This is a genomic window from Rouxiella sp. T17 (assembly GCF_036663475.1).
GTDB lineage: Bacteria > Pseudomonadota > Gammaproteobacteria > Enterobacterales > Enterobacteriaceae > Rouxiella.
Map to the genome: position 1 here is coordinate 98,039 of NZ_JAWUEA010000031.1, position 19,291 is coordinate 117,329.

General features: G+C 53.1%; 15 protein-coding genes and 1 pseudogene. 11 read left to right on the forward strand and 5 right to left on the reverse strand.

Annotation, left to right across the window (positions count from 1 at the left end; genetic code table 11):
• Positions 1 to 245: 245 nt before the first annotated feature.
• Together clpA and clpS are read right to left on the reverse strand one after the other, a co-directional pair.
• Positions 246 to 2,525 carry an ATP-dependent Clp protease ATP-binding subunit ClpA gene (clpA, locus tag SC206_RS11505; RefSeq protein WP_332737288.1) on the reverse strand — a complete coding sequence of 760 codons (2,280 nt, stop codon included), beginning with the start codon at positions 2,523 to 2,525 and terminating at the stop codon, positions 246 to 248.
• 27 nt (positions 2,526 to 2,552) lie between these two features.
• On the reverse strand, positions 2,553 to 2,873 hold the full coding sequence (gene clpS / locus SC206_RS11510) for an ATP-dependent Clp protease adapter ClpS (protein WP_045046344.1): 321 nt from the start codon (positions 2,871 to 2,873) through the stop codon (positions 2,553 to 2,555).
• Between the two features lie 498 nt (positions 2,874 to 3,371).
• On the opposite strand from clpS, the gene cspD reads away from it, so the two are divergent.
• Together cspD and SC206_RS11520 are read left to right on the forward strand one after the other, a co-directional pair.
• Positions 3,372 to 3,593: a cold shock-like protein CspD gene (cspD, locus tag SC206_RS11515; protein WP_332737290.1), complete on the forward strand. Its 222-nt coding sequence runs from the start codon at positions 3,372 to 3,374 to the stop codon at positions 3,591 to 3,593.
• A 388-nt stretch (positions 3,594 to 3,981) separates the two neighbouring features.
• Positions 3,982 to 4,826 (forward strand): annotated as a pseudogene (locus tag SC206_RS11520) (VirK/YbjX family protein).
• Between the two features lie 327 nt (positions 4,827 to 5,153).
• On the opposite strand, the gene SC206_RS11525 reads toward SC206_RS11520, so the two are convergent.
• Positions 5,154 to 7,037, reverse strand: a complete 1,884-nt coding sequence (locus SC206_RS11525) for an ATP-dependent endonuclease (protein ID WP_332737292.1) — start codon at positions 7,035 to 7,037, stop codon at positions 5,154 to 5,156.
• A 185-nt stretch (positions 7,038 to 7,222) separates the two neighbouring features.
• Here SC206_RS11525 and SC206_RS11530 point away from each other — a divergent pair, with 185 nt between their 5' ends.
• From SC206_RS11530 to SC206_RS11550, 5 genes are all read left to right on the forward strand, one after another.
• Complete coding sequence (locus SC206_RS11530; RefSeq protein WP_332737294.1) at positions 7,223 to 8,122, forward strand: lysine exporter LysO family protein; 900 nt, start codon at positions 7,223 to 7,225, stop codon at positions 8,120 to 8,122.
• 96 nt (positions 8,123 to 8,218) lie between these two features.
• Entirely contained in the window at positions 8,219 to 9,940 is a 1,722-nt protein-coding gene (gene poxB / locus SC206_RS11535; RefSeq protein WP_332737297.1) for a ubiquinone-dependent pyruvate dehydrogenase, read from the forward strand.
• Positions 9,941 to 10,064: 124 nt separating this feature from the next.
• Positions 10,065 to 11,078 (forward strand): low-specificity L-threonine aldolase, encoded by a 1,014-nt coding sequence (gene ltaE, locus SC206_RS11540; RefSeq protein ID WP_442976082.1) that lies wholly within the window; start codon positions 10,065 to 10,067, stop codon positions 11,076 to 11,078.
• Between the two features lie 81 nt (positions 11,079 to 11,159).
• Entirely contained in the window at positions 11,160 to 12,632 is a 1,473-nt protein-coding gene (locus SC206_RS11545) for a DUF2867 domain-containing protein (protein ID WP_332737299.1), read from the forward strand.
• Positions 12,633 to 12,852: 220 nt separating this feature from the next.
• Positions 12,853 to 13,884, forward strand: coding sequence for an NAD-dependent epimerase/dehydratase family protein (locus SC206_RS11550; RefSeq protein WP_332737302.1), 1,032 nt, complete (start codon positions 12,853 to 12,855; stop codon positions 13,882 to 13,884).
• 65 nt (positions 13,885 to 13,949) lie between these two features.
• Here SC206_RS11550 and SC206_RS11555 read toward each other — a convergent pair whose 3' ends face one another.
• Positions 13,950 to 14,798, reverse strand: a complete 849-nt coding sequence (locus SC206_RS11555) for an N-acetylmuramoyl-L-alanine amidase (protein WP_332737304.1) — start codon at positions 14,796 to 14,798, stop codon at positions 13,950 to 13,952.
• 342 nt (positions 14,799 to 15,140) lie between these two features.
• On the opposite strand from SC206_RS11555, the gene artP reads away from it, so the two are divergent.
• From artP to artM, 4 genes are all read left to right on the forward strand, one after another.
• The gene (gene artP, locus SC206_RS11560; protein ID WP_332737306.1) at positions 15,141 to 15,869 is read left to right on the forward strand and encodes an arginine ABC transporter ATP-binding protein ArtP; all 729 of its coding nucleotides are present in this window, start codon (positions 15,141 to 15,143) and stop codon (positions 15,867 to 15,869) included.
• A gap of 96 nt (positions 15,870 to 15,965) precedes the next feature.
• Positions 15,966 to 16,697, forward strand: a complete 732-nt coding sequence (artJ, locus tag SC206_RS11565; protein ID WP_332737308.1) for an arginine ABC transporter substrate-binding protein — start codon at positions 15,966 to 15,968, stop codon at positions 16,695 to 16,697.
• An 11-nt stretch (positions 16,698 to 16,708) separates the two neighbouring features.
• On the forward strand, positions 16,709 to 17,425 hold the full coding sequence (gene artQ, locus SC206_RS11570) for an arginine ABC transporter permease ArtQ (RefSeq protein ID WP_332737310.1): 717 nt from the start codon (positions 16,709 to 16,711) through the stop codon (positions 17,423 to 17,425).
• Positions 17,425 to 18,093 carry an arginine ABC transporter permease ArtM gene (gene artM / locus SC206_RS11575; protein WP_332737312.1) on the forward strand — a complete coding sequence of 223 codons (669 nt, stop codon included), beginning with the start codon at positions 17,425 to 17,427 and terminating at the stop codon, positions 18,091 to 18,093. Before artQ ends, artM begins: the two co-directional genes overlap by 1 nt.
• 75 nt (positions 18,094 to 18,168) lie before the next feature.
• Here the strand turns inward: artM and SC206_RS11580 are convergent, their stop codons facing one another.
• Positions 18,169 to 19,254, reverse strand: coding sequence for a hypothetical protein (locus SC206_RS11580; RefSeq protein WP_332737315.1), 1,086 nt, complete (start codon positions 19,252 to 19,254; stop codon positions 18,169 to 18,171).
• Positions 19,255 to 19,291: the final 37 nt, after the last annotated feature.

The window sequence follows — 19,291 nt, forward strand, 5'->3', positions numbered from 1 at the left end:
CTATTCAGGCCTAATAAGCTGCTCCAGAAGATAATACAGATTGCTGTATGCGTTTTAAGTACAGACCTGATGCACATTATTTAGGCGCAAAACTTAAATAAAGAGCTTGTGAGCTTAAATAAAGAGCTTATGAACTCAAATAAAGAGTTTCTGAGCTTAAATTGATTAATAAAAAAGGCGATGTTTTCACATCGCCTTTTTCTATTCTACTTTGGCAGCTTCAGCCTTTCACAACAGAACCGGTATTAGTGTACCGCGCCCTCTTCTTTCAGCTTCTGCGCACTCATGAAGTGATAGGTCAGCTTGTCAGCGGCTTTATCGAGGCCAACAGACACGGAACCTCCGTCAACCAGCGAACCAAACAGCAGCTCGTTAGCCAGCGGTTTCTTCAGGTTTTCCTGCACGGTACGCGTCATTGGGCGAGCACCCATTGCACGGTCGTAACCTTTCACGGTCAGCCAATCGCGCGCTTCATCGCTAACTTCCAGCGATACGCCTTTCGCATCCAGCTGAGCCTGCAGTTCGACGATAAACTTGTCGACAACCTGCTGAATCACCTCGGTAGACAAGTGGTTGAACCAAATCACGTTGTCCAGACGGTTACGGAACTCTGGCGTAAACACTTTCTTGATCTCTTCCATTGCGTCAGGGCTGTTGTCTTGATGGATTAGACCAATCGATTTACGTTCAGTTTCACGCACACCGGCGTTGGTGGTCATGACCAGAATCACGTTACGGAAATCAGCTTTGCGGCCGTTGTTATCGGTCAGCGTACCGTTATCCATCACCTGCAACAGCAGGTTGAAGACGTCTGGGTGCGCTTTCTCGATTTCATCGAGCAGCACGACGGCGTGAGGATGCTTGATAACCGCATCGGTCAACAGTCCGCCCTGATCGAAACCAACATAGCCTGGAGGCGCACCGATCAGACGGCTCACGGTGTGACGCTCCATGTATTCCGACATGTCGAAACGCAGCAGTTCGATATCCAGCGCTTTCGCCAATTGCAGCGTAACCTCGGTTTTCCCGACCCCGGTTGGACCGGCAAACAGGAAGGAACCGACTGGCTTGCGGTCCTGGCTCAGACCGGCGCGGCTCATTTTGATCGCTTCGGTCAGTGCCTCGACGGCATTATCTTGTCCGAATACCAGCATTTTCAGGCGATCGCCGAGGTTTTTCAGCACATCACGGTCGGTGGCTGACACGGTTTTCTCTGGAATGCGGGCGATACGGGCAACCACGCTTTCAATGTCACTGACGTTGACTGTTTTCTTGCGCTTGCTCACCGGCATCAGTCGGGCACGCGCACCGGCTTCGTCGATCACGTCGATGGCTTTGTCCGGCAAATGACGGTCGTTGATATATTTCACCGACAGTTCAACCGCCGCACGCACCGCTTTCGCGGTATAACGCACGTCGTGGTGCGCTTCGTACTTGGTTTTCAGGCCGTTGATGATCTGCACCGTTTCTTCCGGAGAAGGCTCGGTAATATCAATTTTCTGGAAACGACGCGCCAGTGCACGATCTTTTTCGAAGATGCTGCTGAACTCCTGATAGGTCGTTGAACCAATCACGCGGATCTTGCCACTCGACAGCAGCGGTTTGATCAGATTCGCAGCGTCAACCTGCCCGCCGGACGCGGCACCTGCACCGATGATGGTGTGGATCTCATCGATAAACAGAATGCTGTTCTTGTCCTGCTCGAGCTGTTTCAGCAAGGTTTTAAAACGTTTTTCGAAATCGCCACGGTACTTGGTTCCGGCAAGCAATGAACCAATGTCCAGAGAATAGAGCGTGCAGTCGGCCATGATTTCTGGCACATCGCCCTGTTCAATACGCCAAGCGAGACCCTCGGCGATCGCTGTTTTACCTACGCCAGACTCACCCACCAGCAGCGGGTTGTTCTTGCGACGGCGGCACAGCACCTGAATAGCACGTTCCAACTCTTTATCACGGCCAATCAGCGGGTCGATTCCACCTACGCGCGCTAACTGGTTAAGATTTGTGGTGAAGTTCTCCATACGATCTTCCCCTGCCGACTGCTCTTCGTTAACCGGGTTCTCCGCATTGTTCGGAGCCTGGCTCGCTTCGTCTTTACGCGTACCGTGGGAGATGAAATTCACCACGTCAAGGCGGCTGACATCGTGCTTGCGCAACAGATAGGCAGCCTGAGATTCCTGTTCACTAAAGATGGCAACCAGCACGTTCGCGCCGGAAACTTCACTTCGGCCTGAAGACTGCACATGGAAAACAGCACGTTGCAGCACGCGTTGAAAACTCAACGTCGGCTGGGTATCACGCTCTTCTTCACTTGCAGGTAAAGTGGGTGTGGTCTGTTCGATGAAGGCTTCCAATTCCTGACGTAAGGCCACTAAATCGACCGTACAGGCCTCAAGCGCTTCACGAGCTGCCGGGTTGCTCAGCAACGCCAACAGCAGGTGCTCGACGGTCATAAACTCATGCCGGTGCTCGCGGGCTCTTGCGAAAGCCATATTGAGACTGAGTTCAAGTTCTTGATTGAGCATAGGCACCTCCCAAATAGATTGCCTTAATCAGGCTTTTTCCAGCGTACACAGCAACGGATGCTCGTTCTCCTTAGCGTAGCTATTCACATGTGCGACTTTGGTTTCAGCCACTTCCGCGGTGTAGGTACCGCAAACAGCCTTGCCTTTATAGTGCACTGTAAGCATCAGTTGCGTTGCACGTTCAATATCATAAGAAAAGAACTTTTGCAGAACGTCAATCACAAATTCCATTGGAGTGTAATCGTCGTTGTTTAATATAACTTTATACATAGATGGCGGTTTTAGCTCTTCCTTTTGCTTGTCCGCTGCCAAATGTTCAAAATTTTGCCAATCTTGATTGTCGCCCATCGCCTGTCCGCTACCCTTGGTATCTAAAATGTTGAACACCGTCCGATTCGACACGTGATGAAAGAGCGTTTACAGGATTCTTTCGTCAGGTCACTGGATCACTTCACTCATTTTATCATTTTTTGAGCATCCTTGCCGCAGGACATAGGTTGCGATTTTTTTCAGACGAATTGACATAAAATCCGCTTAAAAAATCTCAATATCGTTACCTGCTTCAAAGTTTGGATAACTGCCTGCCCCAGACAAATAGTCCTTTCTTGACGTCCTAGACTAATACACTAGAGTGTAAATTTATAAGCCGGATGAGCTATTACGCCTTTTCCTTTTTCACGTATTTTCACAGGTAAATACGTCTAAATTCGGGCTTAAACGCTTCTTTTTACTACTTCCTGGTTACTACCATCGTGGTAATAACAGTCTGGTTCATCACTGCCAATGACGCTATTGCCACCACCATAGTTATTACTACCACCATAGTCATGAGAGGGACGTGAGAGCATGGAGACGGGTACTGTTAAATGGTTTAATAACGCCAAAGGTTTCGGGTTTATCTGTCCAGTCGGGGGCGGCGAAGATATTTTTGCCCACTACTCAACAATAAAAATGGACGGCTATCGGACACTCAAGGCAGGGCAACAGGTCAGTTATGACGTTCATGAGGGCCCAAAAGGAAACCATGCCAGCATTATCATTCCTGTTGAAACCGAAGCGGTCGCCTGACGACCCAACTCAACCTCAGGTGATAACAGCATACAATCATGCAAACTTGATAAAATACCAGTCGCTCATTGGCTGGTATTTTATTTATGGGGGAGAAAGATCCGCTCTTCAAGCATTCTCTTAAAATAAATTTAACCTCACGATCGTTTAAGGTTCATTTATTCCGGATTTCTCGAAATTAAACTCTTCATAAACAGCTTCATAACTCCCATTTTTGCCTGTTTAACGTTGTAATCTGGTTTAGCTATTCACTGCTTCAATGGCCCCATCTTTTTTACGGGTCCCTCCAAATATGTCAACGCTCAGCTTTCCAGCTTCACACACGAAAAAACCGTCCGGCTTAGCCTTGATGTCCTCGCTGATTACCGGCCAGCTTCGGCCCGGTAAAATGTGGGAAAGGCCGCATTATCGCCTGAAGTTTTTTGCTCGTAGCCTGTTTTTTCCGCGCGCGACCTTTCAGATCGTAAAGCAGCTGGCAGCCCACCCTCTTTGCGATGAAATTCTGCACGCGCAACCTACCTTGCCCTGTAAAGTGCAACGGCCCTACCTCGCGTTAACATGACGCGCTCACAGCATGTCGAGGCTCTTTGCGATCACTACGAATTTACTCGCACACGGATGCCGCTTGCCATGCAGACCGCGCATTTGTCCAAAACAACGTTGAAACTGGCGACCTTAACCGGCAAAGATGAGTTAACGTTTTCCATCAGCATGAACGCGTGTCAGGGGTTGGATAAAGAGGGAGAAGTTACTCTACGATTTCTTGATGAAACCGATCGGCCACTGGCCAATATCACCTTTATTTTTATCAATCACGACGCCGTGCCCACTCTCTTTATCGGTGCTATTCAAGGTCCAAATAAAGGGGTTGATCGCCAGCAAATTCAGCAGGCAACCAAAGCCTGTTACGGACTCTTTCCAAAGCGCATATTAATGGAAGCCGCCCTGCTCCTCGCCGACAAAATGAACATGCAGCAGGTCTTCGCCGTCAGCAATAACACCCACATTTACGAAAGCTCGCGCTACAGCAAAAGAAAGCAGTTTATCTTCGCCGACTACGACGCATTCTGGGAAACTCTCGGCGCACACCAGCACGCCAACGGCTACTACCATTTTCCCGCGCAAATCCCCCACAAATCCCTCGAAGAAATCGCCAGCAAAAAACGCGCCGAATACCGCCGCCGCTACCAACTGCTCGACGAGATGGAGATGCAAATTCGAGGGAAATTTTGATTTGTTAATTACGCATTTAATTAATTTAAATAAATGCGTTTTTAATTATTTATTGAAATATATGTGACTGATTAATAGGCAAAGTAATTGGGGCTGAAACAAGGCGGCGAGCGAGCAAATCCTCAGGAGCTGACACACGTCAGTAACTGGGGTGCGCGAGAGAAGCCAACGCAGTGTCAGCCCCAAGAACGCAGCCTATTGGAATACTCTAAGTAATTGGAGTTGTAGCAAGGCGGCGAGCGAGCAAATCCTCAGGAGCTGACACACGTCAGTGACTGGGGTGCGCGAGAGAAGCCAACGCAGCTACAGCTTCAAGTACGACGAGTATCAGTCTGCGCGCCCACGGGCGAGCCACGCAACGCGCGAAAACATCTGTTTCAACACCGTCGGCACCGCACTTCCCCCGCGCCCTGCCGCCGCCATCGCCACCTCTATCGCCAAATCCGGCTTTGAACTGCGCCGAACCGCGTTTTCGATAATCTGCCGCGACGCCATCGCCGCGTGCTCCGGCGTACCCGCCGCGCGTCGATAAACCTCTTCAAAACCATTGAGATAAAGGTAATTTTCGATATCTACCGCAGGCAGCGCCGTCAGCCGATGACGCAGCATTTCGTCGCTGTTTTCGACCATGCTCGACACCGTCGCGGCATATTTTTTGCCCGCTTCATCGCCATCCACCAGCACGTGCCATTCGATGCCCATTTGCCGCGCAAAACGCAGCAGCGGTTTTAATCCGCTTTGAGCAAACTCAATGACTTTGATGCCTTCCGACTCAAAATTATAGCCACACTGGCGCGCCAGCTGGTTTAACAGCCAGACTTCAGTTTCGCCTTCCACCAGCAGCCAACAGCGGGCAAAAAGCGACGACGGCCGACTGTAGCGAATGTGAAACGCAATCCGCCGACTGTCTTCCGAACTCATGCCCTGCGGTCCAATCCGATAGGCCGCCACCTTGCCCGACTCCCTCACCAGCCGGCAAATCTGCTCCACCGGCACCAGCGACAGCAAATCGCCCGAGTTAGTGGTGGTAATACGCTGCAAAGGCAGCTGTTCGAGCAGGCCCCACGCCACCGACAGCATAATCGGATGCAGGCGCGTTTCGGGGTCTTCAATCAGTAATAAAGGACGCGCGTCGGGATGCAGCGCGACAGATCCCTTGGCCTGCAACAGGGTCGAAAACATTGCCAGCAGCATCACGCGCATACTGCGGCTGTTCGGTTCGGCGATCATTTGGTTGATATTGTTTAACGAGCGCCACGCCTGACGGCTTTCCGCCCGGCCCTGACGCTTTTGCTGCCAGGTATTTCTGTTACGCCGCCGCTCTTCCGCTGCGCCGTTTTGCGGGGCTGAGTTTTTGTTTTCCAGCTGATTTTCGCTACCTGCATTGTTCGTCCCAACAGAGCTCAATCCAGAACTATTCATCCCAGAATTGTTCATTCCAAAGCTATTCATTCCAAAGCTGTTCATGCCAAAGTAATGCTCAAGCAGCTGCTGCATTGCCGCCAGACCCTGCCGCAGATCGGCGTTGGTCAACAGCTGCGGGTTATGAATCAGCCCTTGGGTGAGCTCGTCGAGCTGTCGCGCCAGACTGGCATTATCTTGTTGCAACTGAGGGGCGAGATCTTCTTTGCGGATGCGGCGAATAAAACGCGCATCGCGCAATCGCAGCACCGGATGCAGCTTGATCAAGGCTTTTGCGAGAGGATCAATCGTGGTCAGCGCCAGCGGTTCGCCACTGGCAGAGAGGAAAGAGCGCCAGGTCGCCACGCTGCCATCGCCGTCGATCTCGCCTTCGAGACGATAATAAATGCGGTTTAATTTGTCGCTACAGCGCACCCACAGAGGCGAAAGCGGGTTGAATCGCGGCGAAATATGATTGCCCGGCTGGCTCTCGCAAAAGGTAAACACTACGTGCAGATAACGCTGCTTTTCTTGCAGCTCTCCGGCCGGAAAATGAAAATCCTGCTCCTGAAAACAGTACAAATCCTGCTCGGGCGACAGCAATAAACTCAGCGCATCAAGCAGGCTGGATTTGCCCCAGGCATTTTCCCCGAGCAATACCGTGTTGGTGTTGAGCGTGCCCTGATGGCTAACCGGTCGCGCCGTATTGAGCGCATCCAGCGACACGCCTCGGCGATCGGGTTGGGTCAAGGTTAATGAGAGGCGATTTATCCCTCGGAAACCGGCGATATCAATATGCTCAAGATACATTGGCACCTCCCGTGCTGCGTTTATTCCCGTGTCGATCCCTGCTTGAGAATGACGATAAATTGGGGCATTGGTCAAGCTACGTTAAGAAAAGCCGTCGCTCGGCGCTTCTAAACTTTACTCTACAAGGCCTTTTCGCTAGGTTGTGGCACGATTTATCTCTCTTTCAATATGGACGTTGTTTCGCTATGTACTCTGGCCTGCTTATTATTCTCGTGCCGCTGATTTTGGGCTATCTGATCCCCGTTAAAAACCGCGCCGCGCTGCATCTGGTTAATCAGCTGCTGAGCTGGATGGTCTACGTGATTTTGTTCATCATGGGCGTTAGTCTGGCGTTTTTAGACAATCTCAGCACTAACCTGTTAACGATTTTCAGATACACCTCGGTTTTTTTCGTCTCTATTTTTGCCGTCAACCTGCTGGCGCTGTGGCTTTTAGAACGCCGCAGGCCGTGGAAATCGAAATATCAGCAGCAAGAACTGCCGTCGAGAATGCGCATGGCGTTAGATTCGCTGCGCCTGTGCGGCGTCGTGGTAGGCGGATTTTTACTGGGTCTGACCCAATGGCACTGGCTGACCTACGCGGGTGAAGCGAGCGAGGCGGCGCTGATTTTCCTGCTAGTGCTGGTGGGGCTGCAACTCGGTAACAGCAGCATGACGCTGCGCCAGATAGTGTTGAATCGTCGAGGGATGATGGTGGCGGTTGTGGTCGGCGTGACCTCGCTTGGCGGCGGGCTGATTGCCGCGCTGCTACTCGGATTGCCGCTGAAAACGGGCCTGGCGATCGCCTCGGGTTACGGCTGGTATTCTCTTTCCGGCATCGTGCTGACCGACGCTTTTGGCCCCGTTATCGGCAGCGCGGCCTTCTTCAATGATTTGGCCCGCGAACTGTGCGCCATCATGCTGATTCCAACGTTGGTGCGCAGCAGTCGCTCCTCGGCGCTGGGCCTTTGTGGCGCGACCTCGATGGACTTTACCCTGCCGGTTTTACAGCGCAGCGGCGGGCTGGACATGGTGCCTGCGGCGGTCGTTCACGGCTTTGTGCTCAGTCTGATTGCGCCGATTTTAATGGCGGTGTTCTCGTCGTAAAAAACTTATCGTCTATGCTTACCCCCAGTGCTTTTAAATTTATTGAAACCGCAGGCCTTTTTCCTGCGGTAAAAAAAATAGACACCGGAGGGATTCATGAAACAAACCGTCGCAGCATTTATCGCAAAAACGCTCGAAGAAGCTGGAGTCAAAAGAATTTGGGGCGTGACCGGCGACTCGCTGAACGGCCTGAGCGACAGCCTGAATCGCATGGGCACCATTGAATGGCTGGGCACCCGTCACGAAGAAGTGGCCGCTTTTGCCGCCGGTGCCGAGGCGCAAATCACCGGCAAACTCGCGGTCTGCGCGGGTTCTTGCGGACCGGGTAACCTGCATCTGATTAACGGCCTGTTCGAATGCCATCGCAGCCACGTGCCGGTGGTCGCCATCGCCGCGCATATTCCCTCCAGCGAAATTGGCAGCGGCTATTTTCAAGAGACGCATCCCACTGAATTATTTCGCGAATGTAGCCACTATTGCGAGCTGATCAGCAACCCTGAACAGCTGCCGCAGGTGCTTGGCATCGCAATGCGCAAGGCGATTCTAAACAAGGGCGTGTCGGTTATCGTGCTGCCCGGTGATGTGGCGCTGCAACCCGCGCCAGAGGGAGCCGATACCGCGTGGTATCAGCCATTGCTGCCCGTGGTACAGCCGCCACGCTCCGAACTCGACAAACTTGCCGAACTGCTTAACGAATCCGCTAATATCACGCTGATGTGCGGCAGCGGCTGTGCGGGCGCGCATCAGGAAGTGGTCCAGCTGGCCGAAACGCTGAAAGCGCCGGTGGTTCACGCGCTGCGTGGCAAAGAGTATGTCGAATGGGACAACCCTTACGACGTCGGTATGACCGGCCTGATTGGCTTCTCGTCGGGTTATCACGCGATGATGAACGCCGACACGCTGGTGCTGCTCGGCACGCAATTCCCGTATCGCGCGTTTTATCCGACCGACGCAAAAATCATCCAGATTGATATTAATCCGGGCAGCATCGGCTCGCATTGTCACGTCGATATGGCGCTGGTCGGCGACATTAAATCCACTCTGCAAGCCCTACTGCCGAGCCTTGCGCTCAAAGGCGATTCAAGCTTCCTCGACAAGGCGCGCAAGCACTATCTCGACGCGCGCAAAAGTCTCGACGATCTCGCTACCGCTAACGACAAGCTGCCGATCCACCCGCAGTATCTGGCGCAGCAGATCAGCAAGTTTGCCGATGAAGATGCGATTTTCACCTGCGACGTGGGCACGCCAACCGTTTGGGCCTGTCGTTATCTCGAAATGAACGGCAAGCGCCGCCTGTTAGGATCGTTCAACCACGGATCGATGGCCAACGCCATGCCGCAGGCGATTGGCGCGCAGGCGATCGACAGAAATCGTCAGGTCGTCGCGATGTGCGGCGACGGCGGGTTTGCAATGCTGATGGGCGATTTCCTGTCGATTGCCCAGCACAAGCTGCCGATTAAGCTGGTGATTTTCAACAACAGCTCGCTCGGATTCGTGGCGATGGAGATGAAATCCGGGGGCTATCTCACTGACGGCACCGAGTTGGTCAATCCTGATTTTGCCGCCATTGCCGAAGCCACCGGCATCAAGGGCATTCGTCTCGACAAAGCCTCCGACGTCGACGCCGCGTTGCAGGAAGCGTTCGCCCACGACGGCCCGGTATTGATCGACGCACGCACCGCCAAGGAAGAACTCGCCATGCCGCCGCAGATAAAAATGGAGCAGGCCAAGGGCTTTAGTCTCTATATGCTGCGCGCGATTATCAACGGTCGCGGCGATGAAGTCGTTGATTTGGCGAAAACTAACTGGTTACGTTAGGGAATGCGCGCTGTTTTCGGCAATTTCGCTTTTCGGCAATTTAAAGGTATATAGTGGAAGTCACATTCCCGAGGAGGCGCGCGACGCCTCCTGTCTTTAATGCCAATAGTGAGAGGAAGCAACGTTGATCGATTTACGCAGTGACACCGTTACGCGCCCGGGTGAGGCGATGCGCAAAGCCATGTATCAAGCCGAAGTTGGCGATGATGTGTACGGCGACGACCCGACCGTCAATGCCTTGCAGGCCCTCGCCTGTGAGCTGACAGGCAAAGAGGCCGCGCTATTTTTCCCAACGGGAACCCAGGCAAATCTGGTGGCCCTGCTCTCTCACTGCCAGCGCGGGGACGAATATATCGTCGGCCAGAAGGCCCATAATTATATGTACGAAGCCGGCGGTGCGGCGGTGCTCGGCAGTATTCAGCCCCAGCCGCTGGACATGGCGGACGACGGCTCTCTCCCGCTCGACAAAGTGGCGGCGGCGATTAAACCCGATGATTTTCACTTTGCCCGCACGCGCTTGCTCAGCCTTGAAAACACCCACAGCGGCAAAGTTCTGCCCCTCGATTATCTGCAACAGGCCTTCGCGTTTACCCGTGAAAAAGGCCTCGCGCTGCACATTGACGGCGCGCGTATCATGAATGCCGCCGTGTCGCTCGACGTTCCGCTCAGCGACATCACTCAATATTGCGATACTCTCACGATTTGCCTGTCGAAAGGCCTCGGCGCGCCGATTGGTTCGCTACTTTGCGGCAGTAAAGAGTATATTCAGCGCGCCAATCGCTGGCGGAAAATGACCGGCGGCGGCATGCGTCAATCGGGCATTCTCGCGGCGGCAGCAATTTATGCGTTGGAAAACAACGTACAACGGCTGAAAGAGGATCACGATAACGCCAAATGGCTGGAGCAACAGCTGCGTGAAATTGGCGTCGAGATTGCCGAACCGGGCGCACAGACCAATATTCTGTACATTCGCCAATCCGCCGAGCAGGCCGCCAAACTGGGCCCGTGGATGCGCGAGCATGGCGTGTTGATCAGCGCCGGTCCGCTTACGCGCCTGATTACGCACATTAATATCAGCCGTCAGGACTTGCAGAACGTTGTCGAGCTGTGGCAGCGTTTCCTGCACTTGTCGGGTTAATTCGCTGCCCGCAGGCCAAAGCGCGGACCTTGCTTCTGACCTGCGGGCATTTCCTGTCACTTTGAACGAGCAAAATGGAAGATGCCTTTATCTCATACACAGACACGGGCACCCTCAGAGACACGTGTCGTCGTTTTGGGTGCCAGTGGCTATATTGGTCAACATTTAGTGCCCCTGCTGCGCCAGCAGGGTTATCAGGTCACCGCCGCCGCGCGCCGCCGTGACAAGCTAGTGGCGCAAAAATGGCCGGGCGTGCGCTGCTGCTTTGCCGACGTTTATCATAACGCCAGCCTGCGCGATGCCTTTGCCGATGCCGATATCCTGATTTATCTGGTTCACGCCATGAGCGACGACGACGAGCTGTTCGAGAAAGAGCGACAGGCGGCGCAAAATACCCTGCTGGCGCTGAAAGACTCCTCTATCTCGCAGATTATTTATCTCGGCGCGATCCAGCCCGAAAAGCCCTCTTCGACCCATTTGCAGGCACGTAAACTCACCGGCAACCTGTTCCGTATGGGCCCGCTTCCCGTTACCGAGCTGCGCGCCAGCATGGTGATCGGCCCGGGTTCGGCCGCGTTTGAAGTGATGCGCGACATGATTTACAACCTGCCCGTGCTGACGCCACCGAGCTGGGTGCGTAATCACGCGGCACCCATTGCGTTAAACGATCTGCTCTATTATCTGGTCGGGCTGGTGGAGCATCCCGCGTCCGATCACCGAATTTTTGACGCCGCCGGTCCCGAATATCTGAGCTATCGTCAGCTTATGGAGCGTTTTATCGCGCTGAGTGGCAAACGACGCTGGCTGATGCCCGTTCCGCTGCCCACGCAGCTGTTAACGCTGGCCTTTCTCGACCTGCTCACCTCGGTGCCAACGCCGCTGGTCAAGGCGCTGATACAGGGACTACGTCAGGATTTACCCAGCGATAGCGACGCCCTGCGCCAGCTGTTGCCGCAGCCGCTGACCACCATTGACGAGGCGATTATCCAGACCCTCGCCAGTGAAGCGCAGCAGGTGCTGAGCACGCCGGAGTGGGCCAGCGATCCTGACGCTTATCGGCGCTGGCGTCCGGGTTATGCTTTTTATCCCAAGCAGGCCGGATTTCGTCTCGAGACCTCGGCCAGCACGCGGGCAATGTGGGAAGTATTACAGCAGCTTGGCGGCGAAGAGGGATTCTTTTACGCACCGAGCCTGTGGAAGCTGCGCCAGCGCATCGATAGGCTGATGGGCAACAAAACGCGGCTTGGCCGTCCGAGCCAGCCTAAACTGGCGGTGGGCGACAGCATCGACGGCTGGAAAGTGATCAGTGTGGTTCCCGAAAAATCATTGACGCTGCTGTTTGGCATGAAAGCGCCCGGCTTGGGTCGATTGACGTTTACGCTGAAAGATCACGGCGAAAGGCGCAGTCTGGAGATAAGCGCGGGGTGGCATCCGGCGGGCGCTCGCGGGCTGTGTTACTGGTACGGCATGATGCCGGCTCACCTGTTTCTGTTTCGCGGCATGGCCAAGCGCATCGCCAGTTTGGCCCGCCAGAAAGATCGCCGAGGTCATTGAGTCGAACCTTCTCCTATTCAATGACTTTTTTGGGGAGATTTTGAGTTAACGAAGCCTAAACAAAGCGCCGGCTATTTTGCAGACAAACGCACCGTGAGGCTCACAACTTTCCCTGTTTCTCATTGCATAGCCTACAATTTCACGAAAGAATGAGCGCCTATTTGCCCGCAAGACAGGATAGCCTGCCGGGCAACGGCTTTTTCACGGAATTCGGATATTTATGAAGGTTTTGGTTACCGGCGCAACCAGTGGTCCCGGCCGCAACGCAGTAGAATATCTGCGCAAAAAAGGCATCAAGGTGAGAGCCACGGGCCGCAATGCCGCGATGGGTCCGCTGCTTGAAAGGCTGGGAGCAGAATTTATTCACGCCGACCTGACTCAGCTGGTTTCCTCGCAGGCCAAAGCGCTGCTGGCCGATGTCGATACGCTGTGGCACTGCTCCGGACTGAGCGCGCCGTGGGGCAGCGAGCAGGATTTCGAGCTCGCCAATGTGCGTGCCACGCGTCGCTTGGGCGAATGGGCCGCGGCTTACGGCGTCGAAAATTTTGTTCACCTCTCTTCGCCCGCCATTTATTTCGATTTCCATCATCATCGCGACATTAATGAAGATTTCCGCCCGCTGCGCTTTGCCAATCAGTTTGCGCGCAGCAAGGCCGCCGCTGAACAGGTGATCACTACCCTCGCGCTGTCGAATCCGCAGACCCATTTTACCATTTTGCGCCCGCAGGGCATTTTTGGCCCGCACGATAACGTGCTGCTGCCGAGACTGCTGCAAATGATCAAATATGGCACGCTGATGCTGCCGCGCGGTGGCGACGCCCTGGTTGACATGACCTACGTCGAAAATGTGGCGCACGCCATGTGGTTAGCGACGGAAAGCCAAAGCCACGTTTCAGGGCGCGCCTACAACATCACTAATCAGCAGCCGCGCCCGTTAAAATCGCTGATTGAACAGTTAATGAGCGGGCTCGACGTGAAATATCGTATTCGATCGGTGCCTTATCCGCTGCTGGACATGATGGCGCGCGGCATGGAAAAACTGGGTCGCAAGCAGCATCACGAGCCGATGCTGACCCACTACAGCGTGGCAAAACTTAATTTCGACGTGACGTTAGATACCCAGCGGGCAGAACGCGAGTTGGGCTATCAACCGATCGTCTCGCTCGACGAAGGGATCCGCCGTACTGCCCTGTGGCTTAAAGATCATGGCAAATTGCAGAAAAAACAGGGCATTGTGGGCCACCCTAACTGATTAATTATGCTGACCCATTCTTTACTCAATCCGCTCCCTAATCCGCTACCCAACCCGCCGCGTGATCAGTCGGAAGACGGCGGATACTGGGCCAGTAATGCGTCGATAATCGCCTCGCTTTCCGCATCCGCATTGCCGCGATAATCACTCTGCCTGAAATGCATCTGGAAGGCGGCAATCACCCGACGCTGCTGGCGCGGCGTCATCCCTTCACTCACCGGATAGCCGTAGCGCGCCAGTTTCTCGAGCAGTTGCGCCGTGTCGACCGGCTGCTGCGGGTCACGCCCGTTCAATAACGTTTTCACCCGCGCCGCCTGCGGCCACGCGCCAATTCCGTGTTCTGCCAGCTGCTGCCACGGGAACATCGGGCCGGGATCTTCCTTGCGCTGAGGTGCGATATCGCTGTGCGCCACCACGTTTTGCGGCTTGATGTGGTAACGAGCAATAATGTCCCGACTTAGCGAAGTTAATAGCGAAATCTGCGGGGCGGAAAACGAATAAAAACGCTTCTCAAGCAGCCTTTGGGTAAAACCTTTATTCACCAGCTCAATACCAATTGAGGTGTCGTTTAGATTGGTGCGGCCACGCCAAAAGCTGGCACCCGCCTGCCACGCTCTCATTGACTCCGGCACCAGCTGCCACGCAACAGGTTTACCGAGCGCCAAGGGCGGTTTCTCGGGAATCAAATAGTGGGCGCTAACTTCTTCATCCGTTAACGTCGTTAATGAATTGCGGAAATTTTCGGCGGTGTAATGAATCACCAGAAAACGGATCCGCTGGTCCGCTCCCTGCGCCTGTCGACTGGTTTCCAGCACGTAATCCGCCGGCGATTTATCGGCCTTATGTGCCTGACATCCCAAGAGTGATAGTGCTGCCAACAGCAGTAAATAGCGTGATTGCAGTAAAAAATTCATCGTCCCTGCCTTGGCAAATGAGCGTTTTTGGGGTGGTAGAAGTGTAACGGGTGATGCATTATTTGAAATCGCTTTTATACTTTTACCTGAATGAGAGCGACGGCTTTTAGGCAAAATCAGCGATGGCTTTATTATAGAATCATCAGAGACTTGGTTTTACATCACCACAAACGACGCGTTATTCAAGCATAAGTTACTCAGTCCTGTAACAGCGCGTTAACGAGATCTTATGCTAGCTTTATGATTCAGCTCGCACACAAATAAATTTTAATCCTCCTTTGTTGCATAACTATGCTACAGAGGTTACCCTCTGCGGCATTAATGGCTATTCAGTATTTACGCATGAGTATTCAACTAAACAGTATTAACTGCTTCTACGGAGTCCATCAGGCTCTCTTTGACATTCAGCTTGAGTGCCCCGCGGGTGAAACCCTGGTGCTGCTCGGGCCGAGCGGCGCGGGTAAAAGCTCGCTGCTGCGGGTGCTTAACCTGCTGGAGATGCCGCGTTCCGGCACGCTGCAGATCGCCGGTAATCAGTTTGACTTCCAAAAGAAGCCGGACGAAAAGGCGATCCGCGAACTGCGCCAAAACGTCGGCATGGTATTCCAGCAATATAACCTGTGGCCGCACCGCACCGTGCTCGACAACCTGCTCGAAGCGCCCTGCCGCGTGCTCGGATTAAGCAAAGAGGCCGCCATGACGCGTGCCGAAAAACTGCTGACCCGCCTGCGTCTGAAAGACTATGCCAATCGCTATCCGCTGCATCTTTCCGGTGGACAACAGCAACGCGTGGCGATTGCCCGTGCGCTGATGATGGAACCTCAAGTGCTGCTGTTCGACGAACCGACCGCCGCGCTGGACCCTGAAATCACCGCGCAAATCGTCAGTATTATTCGTGAACTCTCCGCGACCGGCATCACGCAGGTGATCGTCACTCATGAAGTTGAGGTGGCGCGTAAAACGGCGACGCGGGTGGTATATATGGAAAATGGCCGCATCGTTGAACAAGGCGATGCCAACTGCTTCGCGCAGCCGCAGACTAAAGAGTTTGCCAGCTATTTATCCCATTGATTGTTCGACTGATTGCTTGAGTAATTAATTGATTGATTAAGTGATTATTCGAACAGTAGATAAAATATTCTAGATTACATAATGGAGTAGTTTGCAATGAAAAAGCTAATTATTGCGGCCGTTTTAGCCAGCGCCAGCCTTTCCGCCAGCGCGGCAGAGACTATCCGCTTCGCGACAGAAGCCGGTTATGCTCCTTTTGAGTTTGTTGACTCGAATAACCAGATTCAGGGCTTCGATATCGACCTGGCGAACGCAATGTGTAAAGAGATGCAGGCGACCTGTACCTTTACCAATCAATCTTTCGACAGCCTGATCCCTAGCCTGAAATTCCGTCGCACTGACGCCGTGATCTCCGGTATGGACATCACCGCCGAGCGCATGAAGCAGGTCGCATTTACCAACGCCTACTACGATAACTCCGCGATTTTCTTCGCGCAGAAAGGCAAATTTGCTGATTTGGCCGCGCTGAAGGGCAAACGTGTGGGTATTCAGAACGGCACCACCCACCAGAAATTCCTGATGGACAAGCATCCTGAAATCAACGTCGTGCCTTACGACAGCTATCAGAATGCCGTGCTTGATCTGAAAAACGGCCGCGTTGATGCCGTATTCGGTGATACTGCCGTGGTGCAAGAGTTCCTGAAAAAGAACCCGACGCTGGCCACTGTGGGTGATAAAATCACCGATCAGAGCTATTTCGGCAACGGTTTAGGCATTGCGGTGCGTCTGAACAACACCGAGCTGCTGGGTAAAATGAACGACGCGCTGGCGAAAGTCAGACAAGACGGCACTTACAAGACGCTGTACACCAAATGGTTCCAGCAATAATCTGATTATCGATGATTGAATTTCAACCTCTGCTAAGCGCCGCCGGCATGACCGTCGGCCTTGCCCTTTGTGCGCTGATCCTGGGCCTGTTTTTGGCCATGATCTTTGCCGTCTGGGAATCTGCTCCCTGGAAACCGCTAAGCTGGTTGGGTACCGCGTGGGTGACTATCCTGCGCGGCCTGCCCGAGATTCTGGTGGTGCTGTTTATCTATTTCGGCTCGTCGCAGCTGTTACTGACGCTCGCCGATGGCTTTACGCTCAATCTTTATTTCGTGCAGATCCCGGTCAAACTGCCCGTCGATAATTTCGAGGTCAGTCCTTTTGTCTGCGGCGTGATTGCGCTCTCATTGCTCTATTCGGCCTATGCGTCGCAAACGTTGCGCGGTGCGTTGAAAGCCGTACCGCACGGCCAGTGGGAATCGGGTCAGGCGTTGGGTATGCGAAAAGCGGCGATTTTCTTCCGTCTGATTATGCCGCAAATGTGGCGTCACGCCCTGCCGGGTCTCGGAAATCAGTGGTTGGTGCTGCTCAAGGATACCGCGCTGGTGTCGCTTATTAGCGTTAACGATTTGATGCTGCAAACCAAAAGTATCGCGACCCGCACGCAGGAGCCGTTTACCTGGTACATGACCGCCGCCGCGATTTATCTGGTCGTCACGCTGTTCAGTCAGTTCGTCATTAAACGCATCGAACTCCGTACCACCCGCTTTGAACGGAGTGCTTCCTGATGTGGGATTATTTGCCTGAAGTTCTGCAAGGTCTGCATACCAGCCTGACGCTCACCGTCGCGGCGCTGATTGTCGCGCTGGTGCTGTCGGTGCTGTTTACCATCGTGCTCACCCTCAAGGTGCCGGTGTTGAGGCAGATAGTGCGCGCTTACATCACGCTGTTTACCGGCACGCCGCTGCTGGTGCAAATCTTCCTGATTTACTACGGACCGGGGCAGTTTCCGTCTATCCGCGCCATTCCGTGGCTGTGGGAAGCGCTGTCGCAACCTTGGCTGTGCGCGATGTTTGCGCTGGCGTTAAACAGCGCGGCTTACACAACGTTGCTGTTTGTCGGCGCAGTGAAAGCGATTCCGAACGGTCAGTGGGAGTCCTGCCAGTCACTTGGCATGTCGAGAAAACAGTCGCTGCGTATTCTGCTGCCCTTTGCTTTTAAACGCGCGCTCTCCTCTTATTCCAACGAAGTGGTGCTGGTATTTAAAAGCACCTCGCTGGCGTACACCATTACGCTGCTGGATATTATGGGCCACAGCCAGCTGATGTATGGTCGCACCTACGACGTGATGGTATTTGGCGCGGCGGGCGTGGTTTACCTGTGCGTCAACGGCCTGCTCACCCTGATGATGCGACTGATTGAACGCCGCGCACTGGCGTTTGAACGTCGGGATTAAACTTCTCTGTTAGGGCATAACGGTGTCGAGATGTTATGCCCTAACAAGCTTTACACCCGCTTGGTTTAGTACTCATTATTTCAAGTTATCCAGTTCAGCCGCATGCTCTGGCGTTGCTACAAACCCATTTTTTCGCTCAACTAAACCACCCTGTTGCCAGTGTTCAGGAATTTTGGTTTTGTTTTCATAATAAAAACGATATAAATCTACCCAACTTTTGAGCTTTTCCCACCTGCCGCGATTCACAAACGCGACTGAGAACTCTCCCATTCTCGCGACTACGCCCAGATAGCCTCCACTTTTAATTACATTTTCTTTTTCATGGTTCCACATGTGGGGAACATAGTTGACCTGAGGCCCATGGCGCACCACATTTTTGGCGATGAATTCATAAGGTCTGTTTGCATCAATTTTCGCAACCTCACGATTAATAAGATTTTTAACTTCCTCCTCTTCAACTCCATCTGCCACTGGAACATGGCCTCTTTTAGTGTCTCGGTTGAACTTGATAATATCGTGCATATCGTAATCCCCCGTATAAGGGATAATCTCTTTATTTTCAACGGCCTGTTTATATTGATTTATTTTAACGTCATCATCTAAATCCAGTGGAAACACGATATCTTCTTTGGTTGTAGTATTATGAACATAAATGCCAGTTATTTTATTGGTCTTTTTGTCCCAACGCCCAACCATGCCAATTAGGCCTTTTTCTTTCGCTAATAGTAAAATGTGGCCGCTTTCGGCCGCGCCATAGGCTTTCGTTACCGACGCTTGCTTGATAGTTTTCTCAAGAATATTATGCCCTTTGGCCGCCGCCCCCCGATTCAGCGCATCCAGAGTCGGTCCACCGGCAGAGCGAAAACTCCCCGCAAAATTACCGATTCGCGACGCCCTTTCCATCGCTATCATATGATCCTTGGTAACAAACTCTTTGCTTATTTCATCCCTGATAGCCATTGCCTTGTCAAATTTAGTCGTTTGTAATTTAGCGAGGTAATCCTCTAAAGTCATTGGTTCCCTAGGTATTTCTGACGAGTATCCCGAAGTATCGGAATTGCTCGAAGTACCAGAAGAGTGGCTTGAATCCGTTGAAGTCGCTGAGGTTTTACGGCTCGAATTGGACATCGTCGGCTGCGGTAAAATTTTTCCTATAGGCATAATTAATTCCTGGGCAGAATCATTTGATAACCCACTA

Excerpts from the sequence above, each read along its gene's own strand:
- clpA (WP_332737288.1), bottom strand. The coding sequence starts at position 2,525 with ATGCTCAATCAAGAACTTGAACTCAGTCTCAATATGGCTTTCGCAAGA.
- clpS (WP_045046344.1), bottom strand. The coding sequence starts at position 2,873 with ATGGGCGACAATCAAGATTGGCAAAATTTTGAACATTTGGCAGCGGAC.
- cspD (WP_332737290.1), top strand. The coding sequence starts at position 3,372 with ATGGAGACGGGTACTGTTAAATGGTTTAATAACGCCAAAGGTTTCGGG.
- SC206_RS11525 (WP_332737292.1), bottom strand. The coding sequence starts at position 7,037 with ATGTATCTTGAGCATATTGATATCGCCGGTTTCCGAGGGATAAATCGC.
- SC206_RS11530 (WP_332737294.1), top strand. The coding sequence starts at position 7,223 with ATGTACTCTGGCCTGCTTATTATTCTCGTGCCGCTGATTTTGGGCTAT.
- poxB (WP_332737297.1), top strand. The coding sequence starts at position 8,219 with ATGAAACAAACCGTCGCAGCATTTATCGCAAAAACGCTCGAAGAAGCT.
- SC206_RS11545 (WP_332737299.1), top strand. The coding sequence starts at position 11,160 with ATGCCTTTATCTCATACACAGACACGGGCACCCTCAGAGACACGTGTC.
- SC206_RS11550 (WP_332737302.1), top strand. The coding sequence starts at position 12,853 with ATGAAGGTTTTGGTTACCGGCGCAACCAGTGGTCCCGGCCGCAACGCA.
- SC206_RS11555 (WP_332737304.1), bottom strand. The coding sequence starts at position 14,798 with ATGAATTTTTTACTGCAATCACGCTATTTACTGCTGTTGGCAGCACTA.
- artP (WP_332737306.1), top strand. The coding sequence starts at position 15,141 with ATGAGTATTCAACTAAACAGTATTAACTGCTTCTACGGAGTCCATCAG.
- artJ (WP_332737308.1), top strand. The coding sequence starts at position 15,966 with ATGAAAAAGCTAATTATTGCGGCCGTTTTAGCCAGCGCCAGCCTTTCC.
- artQ (WP_332737310.1), top strand. The coding sequence starts at position 16,709 with ATGATTGAATTTCAACCTCTGCTAAGCGCCGCCGGCATGACCGTCGGC.
- artM (WP_332737312.1), top strand. The coding sequence starts at position 17,425 with ATGTGGGATTATTTGCCTGAAGTTCTGCAAGGTCTGCATACCAGCCTG.
- SC206_RS11580 (WP_332737315.1), bottom strand. The coding sequence starts at position 19,254 with ATGCCTATAGGAAAAATTTTACCGCAGCCGACGATGTCCAATTCGAGC.